This is a genomic window from Pseudomonas sp. RW3S2 (genome assembly GCF_014268955.1).
Lineage (GTDB): Bacteria > Pseudomonadota > Gammaproteobacteria > Pseudomonadales > Pseudomonadaceae > Aquipseudomonas > Aquipseudomonas wayambapalatensis.
Genome location: NZ_JABWRM010000008.1, coordinates 228,688 through 242,714 on the forward strand (window position 1 = coordinate 228,688; position 14,027 = coordinate 242,714).

13 protein-coding genes are annotated in these 14,027 nt (G+C 61.9%); 5 read left to right on the plus strand and 8 right to left on the minus strand.

Annotation, left to right across the window (positions count from 1 at the left end; genetic code table 11):
* The first annotated feature begins 110 nt into the window (after positions 1–110).
* The 4 genes from HU748_RS13940 (at position 111) to HU748_RS13955 (ending at position 3,741) form a co-directional block, all read left to right on the plus strand.
* Positions 111–1,256, plus strand: a complete 1,146-nt coding sequence (locus tag HU748_RS13940; protein ID WP_186720736.1) for a serine hydrolase — start codon at positions 111–113, stop codon at positions 1,254–1,256.
* A 99-nt stretch (positions 1,257–1,355) separates the two neighbouring features.
* Positions 1,356–2,345 (plus strand): OmpA family protein, encoded by a 990-nt coding sequence (locus HU748_RS13945; protein ID WP_186720738.1) that lies wholly within the window; start codon positions 1,356–1,358, stop codon positions 2,343–2,345.
* Positions 2,346–2,365: 20 nt separating this feature from the next.
* A complete protein-coding gene (pdxH, locus tag HU748_RS13950; RefSeq protein WP_186711167.1) occupies positions 2,366–3,013 on the plus strand; it encodes a pyridoxamine 5'-phosphate oxidase in 648 nt (215 codons plus the stop codon).
* A gap of 263 nt (positions 3,014–3,276) precedes the next feature.
* Positions 3,277–3,741 carry a glycine zipper 2TM domain-containing protein gene (locus tag HU748_RS13955; protein ID WP_054891758.1) on the plus strand — a complete coding sequence of 155 codons (465 nt, stop codon included), beginning with the start codon at positions 3,277–3,279 and terminating at the stop codon, positions 3,739–3,741.
* Between the two features lie 65 nt (positions 3,742–3,806).
* Here HU748_RS13955 and nhaA read toward each other — a convergent pair whose 3' ends face one another.
* The 8 genes from nhaA to HU748_RS13995 all read right to left on the minus strand — a co-directional run bounded on the left by nhaA (position 3,807) and on the right by HU748_RS13995 (position 13,167).
* Complete coding sequence (gene nhaA / locus HU748_RS13960; RefSeq protein ID WP_186720740.1) at positions 3,807–4,997, minus strand: Na+/H+ antiporter NhaA; 1,191 nt, start codon at positions 4,995–4,997, stop codon at positions 3,807–3,809.
* Between the two features lie 650 nt (positions 4,998–5,647).
* Complete coding sequence (locus HU748_RS13965) at positions 5,648–7,261, minus strand: NAD(P)/FAD-dependent oxidoreductase (protein ID WP_186720742.1); 1,614 nt, start codon at positions 7,259–7,261, stop codon at positions 5,648–5,650.
* 103 nt (positions 7,262–7,364) lie between these two features.
* Complete coding sequence (locus HU748_RS13970; protein WP_186710861.1) at positions 7,365–8,039, minus strand: hypothetical protein; 675 nt, start codon at positions 8,037–8,039, stop codon at positions 7,365–7,367.
* 143 nt (positions 8,040–8,182) lie between these two features.
* Complete coding sequence (locus HU748_RS13975; protein ID WP_054891753.1) at positions 8,183–8,884, minus strand: ABC transporter ATP-binding protein; 702 nt, start codon at positions 8,882–8,884, stop codon at positions 8,183–8,185.
* Positions 8,885–9,652 (minus strand): high-affinity branched-chain amino acid ABC transporter ATP-binding protein LivG, encoded by a 768-nt coding sequence (livG, locus tag HU748_RS13980; RefSeq protein WP_186720744.1) that lies wholly within the window; start codon positions 9,650–9,652, stop codon positions 8,885–8,887.
* The gene (locus HU748_RS13985; protein ID WP_186710865.1) at positions 9,649–10,905 is read right to left on the minus strand and encodes a high-affinity branched-chain amino acid ABC transporter permease LivM; all 1,257 of its coding nucleotides are present in this window, start codon (positions 10,903–10,905) and stop codon (positions 9,649–9,651) included. Before HU748_RS13985 ends, livG begins: the two co-directional genes overlap by 4 nt.
* Positions 10,902–11,825, minus strand: a complete 924-nt coding sequence (gene livH / locus HU748_RS13990) for a high-affinity branched-chain amino acid ABC transporter permease LivH (protein WP_039575990.1) — start codon at positions 11,823–11,825, stop codon at positions 10,902–10,904. Before livH ends, HU748_RS13985 begins: the two co-directional genes overlap by 4 nt.
* A 226-nt stretch (positions 11,826–12,051) precedes the next feature.
* Positions 12,052–13,167 carry a branched-chain amino acid ABC transporter substrate-binding protein gene (locus tag HU748_RS13995; RefSeq protein ID WP_186710867.1) on the minus strand — a complete coding sequence of 372 codons (1,116 nt, stop codon included), beginning with the start codon at positions 13,165–13,167 and terminating at the stop codon, positions 12,052–12,054.
* Between the two features lie 360 nt (positions 13,168–13,527).
* Between HU748_RS13995 and HU748_RS14000 the strand changes: the two genes are divergently transcribed.
* A complete protein-coding gene (locus HU748_RS14000; RefSeq protein ID WP_186668452.1) occupies positions 13,528–13,833 on the plus strand; it encodes a DUF2288 domain-containing protein in 306 nt (101 codons plus the stop codon).
* Positions 13,834–14,027: the final 194 nt, after the last annotated feature.

Below are 14,027 nucleotides of genomic sequence, written 5' to 3' on the forward strand. Positions count from 1 at the left end.
CAAACCCCAAGGTTTTCCTTACAACCTTCCAGCCACATTCAGTATGCAAACCCGCCAACTACTGAAACAATGCACGACTTTGTAAGACAGGTCGTACGGAGAGTAGGCGGGTGCAGATCCAGGGTCACTATGAGCTGAAGTTCGAAGCGGTGCGCGAGGCATTTGCGGCATTGTTCAATGATCCCCAGGAGCGTGGCGCGGCGCTGTGCATCCAGGTAGGGGGCGAAACCGTCATCGATCTTTGGGCTGGAAGTGCCGACAAGGACGGCCAGCAGGCCTGGCACAGCGATACCATCGCCAACCTGTTCTCCTGCACCAAGACCTTCACTGCCGTGACTGCGTTGCAACTGGTGGGCGAGGGCAAGCTGGCCCTGGACCTTCCGGTGATTCGGTACTGGCCGGAATTTGCCCAGGCGGGCAAGGAAGGCATCACCCTGCGTCAGTTGCTCAGCCATCGCGCCGGCCTGCCGGCAATCCGTGAGCTGTTGCCCGCCGAGGCCCTCTACGACTGGCAGGTCATGGTCGATGCCTTGGCTGCCGAAACCCCGTGGTGGACCCCTGGCAGCGAACATGGCTATGCCGCTATCACCTATGGCTGGCTGATCGGTGAACTGATCCGCCGCGCCGATGGCCGCGGCCCTGGTGACTCGATCGTTGCCCGCACTGCGCGCCCGTTGGGCCTGGACTTCCACGTGGGGCTAGCCGATGAGGAGTTCCACCGCGTGGCGCATATCGCCCGTGGCAAGGGTAATCCTGGTGATGCCGCCGCCCAGCGCTTGCTGCAGGTGACCATGCGCGAGCCCGAGGCGTTGTCGACCCGCGCCTTCACCAACCCGCCGGCGATCCTCACCAGCACCAACAAACCCGAGTGGCGACGCATGCAGCAACCGGCTGCCAATGGCCATGGCAATGCCCGCAGCCTGGCGGGTTTCTATGCCGGCCTGCTCGATGGCAGCCTGCTGGAATCCGAACTGCTCGATGAGCTGACCCGCGAGCACAGCCTTGGACAGGATCGCACGCTGTTGACCCAGACCCGTTTTGGCCTGGGCTGCATGCTCGACCAGCCGGATGTCGCCAACGCCACCTTCGGTCTGGGGGCTCGGGCCTTTGGTCATCCGGGGGCGGGCGGATCGGTTGGTTTCGCCGACCCTGAGCACGACGTGGCCTTCGGCTTCGTCACCAATACCCTGGGCCCTTACGTATTGATGGACCCCCGTGCGCAGAAGCTGGTACGGGTACTGGGCAGTTGCCTTTGATCGGGTAATGCGGGTAATGCCCGATCCCTTTGACTATCCTCAATGCCAACGCCTCGCGTGCGTGGGCAAAATTTCTTTCTAATTCATGGTGTATCGCTGATGTCCTCACAAAAAACCTTAGCACTTGCCCTGTGCCTGGCCATGACCGGCTGCGCCAGCCACTCCCAGGACGCCTCGAAGGACGGTGGCCTCAGCTGGTGGCCGTTCGGTTCGGACAAGGTTGCCGAACAGGACGTGAAGGACGCGGTGACCGAGAAGGTCGCCCAGGCCGATGCCAAGTCCGAAAGCAGCAGCCGCTGGTGGTGGCCGTTCGGCTCCAGCGACAAGCAGGCCGAGGCGCCCGCGGTACCCAAGATCGACCAGAAAGCTACCCAGGCCTGGCTGGACGAGTATGAACCGAAGCTGCGCGAGGCGGCCAAAGACAGCAAGCTTGAAGTCGAGCGTCGTGACAACGTGCTTGCAGTGACCCTGCCGGTCGACGGCTCCTACAACCCGGACCGCCCGAACATGCTGCTGCCGTCTTCTCTGGGCCCGATCACCCGCGTGGCCAAGATCGTCGAAGGCGATCCGAAGACTGCCGTGCTCGTGCTCGGTCACGCTGACACCAGCGGTGTTGCAGTTGCCAATCAGAAGCTCAGCCTCGAGCGTGCAGCCTCGGTCTCGGCGATTTTCCGCTTGAGCGGCCTGCAGCGTGACCGCCTGACCCTCAAGGGCATGGGCGCAGTGATGCCGCGTGCCGCCAACGACAGCGTCGAGGGCCGTGCCTTGAACCGCCGTGTGGAAATGCTGCTGACGCCGCAGAACACCATGGTTGCGCTGTTGGCGAAGTACCAGCAGGCCGCGCCAGCGTCCGTACCGGCAGCGATGGTCGCCACCCAGGACGCCAAGGCCCCGGCCAAGGCCGTTGAGGCCAAACCGGCCGCCAAGCCAACTGCCAAGGCTGCCGCCAAACCGGCTGCGAAGAAGGCCGTGGCGAAAACCGCAGCCAAGCCAGCCGCGAAAAAACCAGCTGCCAAGCCAGCAGCGAAGAAGGCGGCCCCAGCTGCTGACAAGAAAGTCGCCGCCAACAGCCCTGCGAAGACCAATTGATCGTCTGAGGAAACGCAGTCATGACTCAATCCCTGGCCGATATGCGCCGCGACTACACCCGTGATGGCCTGGCCGAGGCCCAGGCCCCGGGCGAGCCGTTCGCGCTGTTCCATCACTGGTTTGGCGAGGCGGTGAAGACCGAGCAGCCACCGGTGGAGGCCAACGCCATGACCCTCGCCACCGTCGATGGCGAGGGGCGTCCGCACTGTCGTGTGCTGTTGCTCAAGGGGCTCGATGAGCGCGGCTTCACCTTTTTCACCAACTATGACAGTGCCAAGGGCCAGCAACTGCTGGCCAACCCGTTCGCGGCCATGACCTTTTTCTGGCCAGCGCTCGAGCGCCAGGTACGGATCGAGGGACGGGTGGAAAAGGTCAGCGCTCAGGAGTCGGACGACTACTACCAGGTACGTCCGCTGGGCAGCCGTCTGGGCGCCTGGGCGTCGCCGCAAAGCCGGGTGATTGCCGATCGTGCCGAGCTCGAAGGGTTGGTCAAGGCCACCGAGGCGCGGTTCTCCGACACCCAGCCGCATTGCCCGGAACATTGGGGCGGCTACCGCCTGCTGCCTGAACGGATCGAATTCTGGCAGGGGCGCTCCAGTCGCTTGCACGATCGCCTCAATTACCGCCTGGTCGATGGTCAGTGGCTGCGTGAGCGGCTGGCACCGTGATCATCAGGGGCCGCTTGCGGCCCCGCCATTGCTCGGCAGGGTGTGGTCCCCATCCAGCCATTCAGCGGCAAAATACCGACCTGCAACGCCTGTCACTGCGACGATGAAGTAATCCACGACTATTCTTGGTCTCATTGGTGAAGTGGGCGGCAAGTCGCTTGGCGCCTGTACTCGAGCTGAATGAAAACAATTTAATAACGTTTGTGTCGTGACACCCATCTACACGGGGAGTCTAATGGACACCTGACTTATGGAGATTCCCCATGCGTAAATCCGTTTTGATGGTGGCGAGCTTCACCACCATGGCGCTGTTGCTCGGCGGCTGCCAGTCCAGCCTGACCGGTGACAGCTATTCCCGAGATGAAGCCCGTCGCGTGCAGACCGTGCGCATGGGCACGATCGAATCCCTGCGCCCGGTCAAGATCGAGGGTACCAAGACGCCGATCGGTGGTGGTGCCGGCGCCATCGTCGGTGGTGTCGCGGGCAGTGCCGTCGGCGGTGGTCGTGGCAGTATCGTCGCTGCGGTGATCGGCGCCGTGGCCGGTGGCCTGGCAGGTTCGGCTGCTGAAGAAGGCCTGACCCGCACCCAGGGCGTTGAAATTACCGTGCGTGAAGACGACGGCAGCATGCGCGCCTACGTGCAGCAAGTGCAGCAGAACGAGATCTTCCGCGTGGGCGAGCGCGTGCGCATCATGACCGTCGACGGCACAAGCCGCGTCACTCACTGATTTCGCAGGGCAAAGAAAACCCCGATCCGGCGAGGCCGGTCGGGGTTTTTTTGTGCCTGGTGCTATCAGCTGGCTGCAACCGCCACTTGTCGCTTGCGGCTGGCCGCCGCAGTCACGGCATAGCCGATCAATGCTGCGAAGAGCGAGCCGGTGAGGATGCCCATGCGGTCCTCTCCGGCATACTCGCTGACACCGGATGGGAAGGCCAGGGAACCGACGAACAGGCTCATGGTGAAACCGATGCCGCAAAGAATCGCGACGCCAAGCACCTGCCCCCAGTTGGCGCCCGCCGGCAGGGCGGCCAGGCGCAGTTTGATGGCCATCCAGGTCAGGCCGAACACGCCGACCGTCTTACCCAGCAGCAATCCGATGGCGATGCCCATGGGCACCGAATGCGTGAAGCTCTCCGCGCTGGCGTTGACCAGGGATACACCTGCATTGGAGAAGGCGAACAGCGGCAGGATCGCGTAGGCCACCCAGGGGTGTAGCGCGTGCTCCAGGGTGAGCAATGGAGAGGTACTTTTCTTGCCGCCAGCGCCCAGCGGGATGAACATTGCCAGGGCCACGCCGGCGAGGGTGGCATGCACGCCGCTCTTCAGCACGCAGACCCAAAGTACCAGCCCCACGATCAGGTAGGGTGCAAGCTTCTTCACCCCTAGACGGTTCATGCCCAGCAGAGCCAGCAGACAGCCCCCTGCAAGCATCAATGCCATGCTCGAAAGCTCGCCGGAATAGAACAGGGCGATGATGATGATCGCACCCAGGTCGTCGATGATCGCAAGGGTCATCAGGAACAGTTTGAGCGAGACAGGCACACGCTTGCCGAGCAGCGCCAGCACGCCAAGGGCGAAAGCGATGTCGGTCGCGGTAGGGATGGCCCAGCCGGCGAGTGTTGCGGGGTTGTCACGGTTGATGAACCAGTAGATCAGCGCCGGGACCAGCATGCCACCGACTGCGGCGGTGGCCGGCAGGATGATCTGCGAAGGTTTCGACAGCTGGCCCTCGAGCACTTCGCGCTTGACCTCCAGCCCGATCAGCAGGAAGAACAATGCCATCAGGCCGTCGTTGATCCACAGCAGCAGCGGCTTGGCGATCTCCAGGGGGCCGATTTGCACAGCGACGGGGACGTCGAGAAAACTGACGTACAGATGCGACAGCGGGGAGTTGTTGACGATGAGGGCGATGATCGCCGCGATGATCAGCAGCAAGCCGCTGGCGGCCTCCAGCTGAAGGAAACGATTGATGAGGCTGCGCACGGGGATGGGTCTCCAGTACGTTGATCGAACGGAACGGGAGTACACCCTAACGCGCAACGATATTCTTTAAAACAAAAATTATATTCTTTTTTGTTATAAGTGGTTTCGCTTTGGTCTTGTGAGTCTTGCGCGGAAATATTCACTTGGATTGTAGGATTACTCAGACAACTAACGGGTCTTTCTACCATTGAAATGCACGTTGAAATACTCGTGGGAAAATGTCGCAGCCGAACATGCACGACGGAAGGAAAGTTGGAGGTCGCACAGTAACCTACATCCTGCTTGGATCGTTCACCCGCAAGGTTGGCTACGACAAACCGCATTCAGGCGACGTGGCGCCTGAGTTTCTCGAGTTCTACTGGGGCAACTGGCTGCGGGGGGCGTTGCCGCTGGCAGCTTTCGATCTTGATGAGCGCAGCGGTTATCGGCAGGCAGTTGCGCCAGCGGCTAGCTTGATGGTGACGCTGGCTCCGCAGCAGCTTGTGGGCGACAGCGACTTCACTGCGCGCCAGCTGGGAGGTTATCGCAGCGTGACCGCAAGGAGCTGGACAAGACTGCGAGTCGCAAGTTGGGCTATGTGGCCGAGTACCGCAAGAACCGCAGTGCTCGGCAATAGCCGCAACCTCGTGCAACTGGCCTGGCTTGGGGCGTCAGGCCTTGATGCCGAGTATGTCGCGCGCGACCGCTTCAGCGATCCGAATGCCATCGACGCCGGCCGACAGGATGCCGCCGGCATAGCCTGCCCCTTCACCGGCCGGGAACAGGCCCTTGAGATTCAGGCTCTGGTAGTCCTCGCCACGGGTGATGCGCAGCGGTGAGGAGGTGCGCGTCTCGATACCGGTCAGCACTGCATCGTGCAGGTTGTAGCCCTTGATCTGGCGATCGAAGGCCGGTAGCGCTTCGCGAATCGCCTCGATGGCGAAGTCTGGCAGGCTGGGGGCTAGGTCCCCGAGGGTGACGCCTGGTTTATAGGAGGGTTCGACGCTGCCCAGCGCCGTGGACGCACGACCTGCGACGAAATCGCCGACCAGTTGCGCCGGCGCCTGGTAGTTGCTGCCACCCATGACATAGGCGTGGGCTTCCAGGCGTTCCTGCAACTCGATACCAGCCAGCGGGCCGCCCGGGTAGTCACGCTCAGGATCGATGCCCACGACGATGCCAGAGTTGGCATTGCGCTCATTACGCGAATACTGGCTCATGCCGTTGGTGACTACGCGCCCCGGCTCACTGGTGGCCGCGACCACGGTACCGCCCGGGCACATGCAGAAGCTGTAGACCGAACGACCGTTCTTGGCGTGGTAGACCAGCTTGTAGTCGGCAGCGCCCAGTTTCGGGTGGCCGGCATACTTGCCCAGGCGCGCCTTGTCGATCAGCGATTGGGGATGCTCGATACGGAAGCCCACCGAGAATGGCTTGGCCTCCATGAACACGCCCTTGGCGTGCAGCATGCGGAAGGTGTCGCGGGCGCTGTGGCCCAGGGCCAGCACTACATGGCGTGAGTGCAGCTGTTCGCCGCTTTCCAGCACCACACCGGTGAGCTGTTCGCCCTCGAGCAGCAAGTCGGTAACCTTTTCCTGGAAGCGGATTTCACCGCCCAGGCTGAGGATTTCCTCACGCATCTTCTCGACCATGCTGGTCAGGCGGAAGGTGCCGATGTGTGGCTTGTTGATATAGAGGATTTCTTCCGGTGCACCCGCCTTGACGAATTCTTCGAGCACCTTGCGGCCATGGTGCTGCGGGTCCTTGATCTGGCTGTACAGCTTGCCGTCGGAGAAGGTGCCGGCGCCGCCTTCGCCGAACTGCACGTTGGATTCGGGGTTGAGCACGCTCTTGCGCCACAGGCCCCAGGTATCCTTGGTGCGCTGGCGCACTTCCTTGCCGCGTTCGAGCACGATCGGCTTGAAACCCATCTGCGCCAGCAGCAGGCCTGCAAAGATGCCGCACGGGCCGAAGCCGACCACGATCGGACGCTGCTGAAGATCGGCAGGTGCATGTCCGACGAACTTGTAGCTGACGTCCGGTGCCACGCTGATATTGCGATCATCGGCGAACCTGTGCAGAAGCTCGGCTTCGTTGCTGGCTTCAAGGTCGATGGTGTAGATGAACAGCAGCTCGCTGTTCTTCTTGCGCGCATCATAGCTGCGCTTGAACAGGTTGAAGCCGAGCAGTTGCTCGTCGCGGATCCCCAGGCGCTGGACGATAGCCTCGCGCAAGGCTTCGTCGGGATGGTCCAGGGGCAGCTTCAGTTCGGTGATTCGTAGCATGGCAGGGTCCAGTATCCCGGCCATGGGCGGCCGGCGGCTTTACTCAAACCGCCAAGTATAAGCTGTTCGCCGGCCTGACTGGCAGGATAAAAGTACCCGATGATCAGTTGTCGCGCGCACCGCCGTAGTAGGCGCAGCCTTGCAGGGTCTGGCCATCGATGCGCAGTTCGGCGCGTAGATGGCGCACGGCACCGGTGCCAGGCTCTACGCAACGCTGCGGCGCGACCCACAGCTCGACGCGCTGGCCGTTGGCTTCACTGGACAGGCTCAGGCCGCCGCCGGGCATCTGCTCTTCGAGGAACGGCAGCGGCAGCGGATCCTTGTCGGCACGGTTGATCACCATGCCCTTGCCGCTGGCCTTGATGTCCCAGTCGGGTGCATGCCCGCCGGCACGCAGGGTCAGTTGCTTGAAGTTGGGGTCTTCGCAGGCGCTGGCGGAGTTTTCGACGCGGTACAGCCGGGTGACGTCCAGCTGACCGTCACTGTTGGCCTCGCGGCTGCCGGCCAGGCGCCCGCGGAGGTCGGCGAACAGTGAGGCCTTGGGGCCATTGGCGAGGTTGGCGGCTTCCTGCAGGATACCGGTGCCGGCGGCATCCTTGACCACGAAGCGGCGTGCCTCGCTGCAAGGCTTGAACAGCAACTGACCGTTGGCTGCGCTCAGTTCGCCTTGCATGCGCGTGGTGCCGACGTTCGGGTCGCTTGGTTGCTCGGCGAGCATCTGGCAACCGGCGAACAGGGGCAGCAGGGCAGCGAGCAGCAGGGGAGGGGTGAGGCGCATCGGTGGACTCCGGGGTCGCGGCGGGTTGAAGTTGGCCACGTTACCCAGCGGGGAGCGGCTTCACAAGGGGCAGGCCGCAGGAACAGTACCGGCCACTGAACCTCCACCCCCATGAAAAAAGGGCCCGCAGGCCCTTTGATCATTCAACCACCCAGGTACGCGTCCCGTACCTTCGGATCGGTCAGCAGTGCTTCCCCGGTCCCTTGCATCACCACCTTGCCGTTCTCCAGCACATAGGCGCGGTCGGCGATCTTCAGCGCCTGGTTGGCGTTCTGCTCAACCAGGAACACCGTCACACCATCACGGCGCAGCTGTTCGATGATATCGAAGATCTGCTGGATGATGATCGGCGCCAGGCCCAGCGACGGCTCGTCGAGCAGCAGCAGCTTGGGCTTGCTCATCAGCGCCCGGCCGATGGCCAGCATCTGCTGCTCACCACCGGACATGGTGCCGCCGCGCTGGGTGAAGCGCTCCTTCAGGCGCGGGAACAGTTGCAGGACCTTGTCCATCTGCTCCTGGTAATCGCCCTTGTCGGTGAAGAAACCGCCCATGGCCAGGTTTTCCTCGACGGTCAGGCGGGCGAACACACGGCGGCCTTCCGGCACGACGGCGATGCTCTTGCGCATGATATGCGAGGAGGGCTGGCCGACCAGCTCTTCGCCCAGGTACTTGATGCTGCCGCTGTGTGCCTGTGGCGAGCCGCACAGGGTCATCAGCAGGGTCGACTTGCCGGCGCCGTTGGCGCCGATCAGCGTGACGATCTCGCCCTGGTTGATTTCCACGTTGACGCTGTGTAGCGCCTGGATCTTGCCGTAGAAGGTGGAAACGTTCTCGAACTTCAGCATTTACGCTTCCCCCAGGTAGGCCTTGATCACATCAGGATTGCCGCGAATCTCTTCCGGCGTGCCATCGGCCAGCGGCGTGCCCTGGTTGATCACCACGATGTGGTCGGAAATGCTCATCACCAGTTTCATGTCGTGCTCGATCAGCAGCACGGTCACGTTGTGCGATTCGCGCAGGTAGCCGATGAGGGCCTTGAGGTCTTCGGTTTCCTTGGGGTTCAGGCCTGCTGCCGGTTCGTCGAGCATGATGATCCGTGGCTGGGTCATCATGCTGCGGGCGATTTCCAGGCGGCGTTGCTGACCGTAGGCCAGGGTGCCGGCGGTACGGTTGGCGAATTCGGTCAGGTTGACCTTCTCCAGCCAGTACTGGGCCCGCTCCATGGCTTCCTTCTCGCTGCGGCGGAAGGACGGGGTCTTGAACAGGCCGGCAAAGAAGTTGGTGTTCAGGTGCCGGTGCTGGGCGATCAGCAGGTTTTCCAGCGCGGTCATTTCCTTGAACAGGCGTACGTTCTGGAAAGTCCGCACCACACCCTTGCGGGCGATCTGGTGGCCGGCCAGGCCCTGGATCGGCTGGCCGTCGAGCAGGATGGTGCCGCCACTTGGCTTGTAGAAGCCGGTCAGGCAGTTGAACACCGTGGTCTTGCCAGCGCCGTTCGGGCCGATCAAGGCCACCACCTGTTTTTCCTTGACGGTCAGGCCCACGCCGTTGACCGCCAACAAGCCGCCGAAGCGCATGCTCAGGCCGCTGACTTGCAGAATTTCGCGGCTCATCGACGCAGCTCCATGTGTGGACGTTGCATAGGCAGCAGGCCTTGCGGACGCCAGATCATCATCAACACCATCAGCGCACCGAACATCAGCATCCGGTATTCGCTGAACTCACGCATCAGCTCAGGCAGCAGGATCATCACGATGGCCGCTAGAATCACGCCCAGCTGAGAGCCCATGCCGCCAAGCACGACGATGGCGAGGATGATCGCCGACTCGATGAAGGTGAACGACTCCGGGGTCACCAGGCCCTGGCGCGCGGCGAAGAAGCTGCCGGCGAAACCTGCGAAGCAGGCGCCCAGGGTGAAGGCCGAGAGCTTGATCACGGTAGGGTTCAGGCCCAGCGCGCGGCAGGCGATCTCGTCTTCGCGCAGCGCTTCCCAGGCACGCCCGATCGGCATGCGCAGCAGGCGGTTGATCACGAACAGCGCCAGCAAGGCCAGCAGCAGGGCGACCAGGTAGAGGAAGATGACCTTGTTGATCGAGTTGTATTCCAGCCCGAAGAACTCGTGGAAGGTCTGCATGCCCTCTGCCGCGCGGGGTTGGAAGGTGAGCCCGAAGAACTCGGGTTTGGGGATGTTGCTGATGCCGTTGGGGCCGCCGGTCCAGTCGGTGAGGTTGCGCAGGAACAGGCGAATGATTTCGCCGAAGCCGAGCGTGACGATCGCCAGGTAGTCACCGCGCAGGCGCAGTACCGGGAAGCCGAGCAGGAAGCCGAATGTCGCGGCCATGAGGCCGGCGATCGGCAGGCAGACCCAGAAGCTCCAGCCCAGGTAGTGCGAGAGCATGGCGTAGCTGTAGGCGCCGACGGCGTAGAAACCGACGTAACCCAGGTCGAGCAGGCCGGCCAGGCCGACCACGATGTTCAGGCCCAGGCCCAGCAACACGTAGATCAGGATCAGGGTGGCGATGTCGACCGCGCCGCGCGAGCCGAAGAACGGCCAGATCAGCGCGGCCACGATCAGGCCGAGGATGATCCAGCGCTGGGTCTTGGGCAGGGTCAGGAAGTTGCTGACCGAAGGCGGGATCAGTTTGCGATCCGAGCGCCCGCCCATCACCGAACTCCACTGCTTGTCGAACAGCACGCGCAGGAACATCAGTATCGAACACACGGCAATGATGCTGATGGTGAAGCTGCCCTGGCTGTGCACGATCAGGCTGATGCCGTCGATGCTCAGCTTCAGGCCCAGCACCGGGAAGGCGACGGCCCAGACCAGCAAGGCGCTGAAGAACGCCTGTTTGAGATTTCTGTTCATACTTTTTCAACCTCCGGACGGCCCAGGATGCCGGTCGGCCGGAACAGCAAGACGAGAACCAACAAGCCAAACGCCACCACATCCTTGTATTGGTCGCCGAAGATGTCGGCGCCGAAGGCTTCGGCCACACCCAGCACCAGCCCGCCGAGCATGGCGCCCGGAATGCTGCCGATGCCGCCCAGTACCGCCGCGGTGAAGGCCTTCAGGCCCACCAGGAAACCGGCGTTGGGGTTGATCACCCCGTACTGCATGCTCAGCAGTACGGCCGCCACGGCCGCCAGGGCAGCACCGATGACGAAGGTCAGGGCGATGATGTTGTTGGTGTTGATGCCCAGCAGGTTGGCCATCTTGATGTCCTCGGCGCAGGCGCGGCAGGCGCGGCCCAGACGGGAACGGGAGATGAACAGGGTCAGGCAGGTCATGGCCACCAGAGTGACCACGAACACCAGGATCTGCATGTAGGACACCAGCACTTCCTCCGCACCGCCCGGGCCGAACGAGAAGGCGCCCGGAATCAGGTTGGGGATGGATTTGTCCTTGGAGTCCTGCGACAGGAGCACGGTGTTCTGCAGGAAGATCGACATGCCGATAGCGGAAATCAGCGGGATCAGGCGGTTGCTGTTACGCAGCGGTCGGTAGGCGACCCGCTCGATGCTGTAGCCATAGGCACTGGTGACGCAGATGGTGGCGACGAAGGCCACGGTCATGAGGATCGGCAGCGAGTGAATGCCCATCATGGCCAGCCCCGCGAGGGCGATGAAGGCCACGTAGGATCCGATCATGTACACCTCGCCGTGGGCGAAGTTGATCATCCCGATGATGCCGTACACCATCGTGTAACCGATGGCGATCAAGGCATAGGTGCTGCCGATGGTCAATCCATTAACCAGTTGTTGGAAGAAATGGTAGATCTCAGGCATTACAGCGCTCCTAAAAACCTGATTTGCATTTCGCTGGCGGGCGATGGGCCCGGCCCGTTTCGTGGTCTTCGCCAAGTCAGTGGGCACAGCCAGGAAACCGCGGGTGACGGTTTTAAGATTTTCAGGTGAACCGGCTCCCGGATCGCGGGAATCAGGTCCATGAACCTCGTAAAACAAAGCCCACTGCTCGCACAGTGGGCTTCTCGGTCAGCTATTAGTCACGCAGTTACTGAGGGGAGACTTCGGTCTTCGGCTTGCCGAAGTGCCATTCGTAGACCACGAACTTGAAGTCTTTCAGGTCGCCTTTCTCGTCGTAGGACAGCTCGCCGGTCGGGGTCTTGAACTTGCCGGCGTGGATGGCGGCTGCCACCTTGTCGGTGTCTTCGGACTTGGCGGCTTCGATACCCTTGGCGATCAGCTCGACAGCGGAGTAGGCCGGGAACACGAACGGACCGCTAGGATCCTTGCCGTCAGCCTTGATGGCGTCGACGATGGCCTTGTTCTCAGGGGCAGCGTCGAACGACTTCGGCAGGGTGACCAGCAGGCCTTCGGAAGCGCCCTGGGCGATCTGCGAGATGGAGTCGTTGCCGACACCTTCCGGCCCCATGAACTTGGCTTTCAGGCCCTTCTCTTGCGCCTGGCGCAGGATCAGGCCCAGCTCTGGGTGGTAGCCACCGTAGTAGACGAAGTCGACGTTGTTCTGCTTGAGCTTCTGGATGATCGAGGAGAAGTCCTTGTCACCGGCGTTCAGGCCTTCGAAGACGGCGACCTTGGTGCCTTTCTTCTCGAGGGTCTGCTTGACCGCGGTAGCGATGCCTTCACCGTACTGCTGCTTGTCGTGCAGGACGGCAACGACCTTGGGCTTGACGTGGTCGGCGATGTAGTTGCCGGCCGCCGGGCCCTGGGCGCTGTCCAGACCGATGGTGCGGAAGATCAGCTTGTAGCCACGCGCGGTGATTTCCGGGGAGGTGGCGGCAGGGGTGATCATGATCACGCCTTCGTCTTCGTAGATGTCGGACGCAGGCTGGGTGGAGCTGGAGCACAGGTGGCCGATGACGAACTTGACGCCGTCGTTGACCACTTTGTTGGCGACTGCAACGGCCTGTTTCGGGTCGCACGCGTCGTCATATTCCTTGGCCTCGAGCATCTTGCCGTCGACGCCACCCTTGGCGTTGATGTCTTTGATGGCCTGTTTGGCGCCGATGAACTGCATGTCGCCATATTGCGTGACCGGACCGGTCTTGGGACCGGCGATGCCGATTTTGATGGTGTCGGCGGCAAACGAATGGCTGGCTACCCCGGCCAGGACCATTGCGGCGAACAGCTTGGAAATCTTGATCATAGTGCTCCACTCATTCTGTTGTAATTCTTATAGTCCTGGCGGCCAGGGCTACAGACCGGGCGGGATTTGCGGCACGCTCGTGCCATGTTGCAAGCCCACCTTCCCCCGGAACATGTCCCGGAACTGTACCGGTACAGTGTAGAGCGCTGTCCGAGCGCTTGAAAAGCGGGCGAAAAGCGCATGTTTCCCGAGGTGTCGCATGATCGACATAAAGATATAGAAAAGCGCCATCACTTTGCCTCTATCCCGAGCCCAACCCCATATAACCGGGGCCCGTCGATCAAATTACGTATTTGAAACCGGGTTTTTCTGCAAAAATGCCGGCCTTTTCAAATGGCCATTCTGTCGGCAGGAAAACCCATGACTGATCACACAAGCACCCTCTATGCCAAATTGCTCGGCGAGACCGCGATTATCGAGTGGAAAGCCTTGGAGCGTTTCTGGGCCAAGGGTGACCTGATTTGGGTCGACTCCAGCCTGGATCTGATCGCCGTTGCCGAGGCGATGGCCGAGAATCGCAGCGAAATCTTCGCCAAGTGGCGTAACGATGGCGTTGTCGGACCGCTCAGTGCAGAGCAGGCGCTAGACCTGCAAAGCCGCGATCCCGAGATCTGGGCGGTGGTAGTTTCGCCGTTCATCGTGATCCAGGTGAAGAAAGCGGAATAACTGCGGGCTTTTTTAGTGCGTAAAAGTAGTTGATTGCACCTTGTTGGTGCGTGTTGACGCTGACGTAAGGTGGAAGTAAGTAACAAGTCGCCGCTGCGTTCGCCACTGCGGTAACAGTTTACGGGATGCGTAATATCCCTGTAGGAGCGGGCTTGCCCGCGAATGCGTCCGCGCCGTCACTATTGCATTCGCAG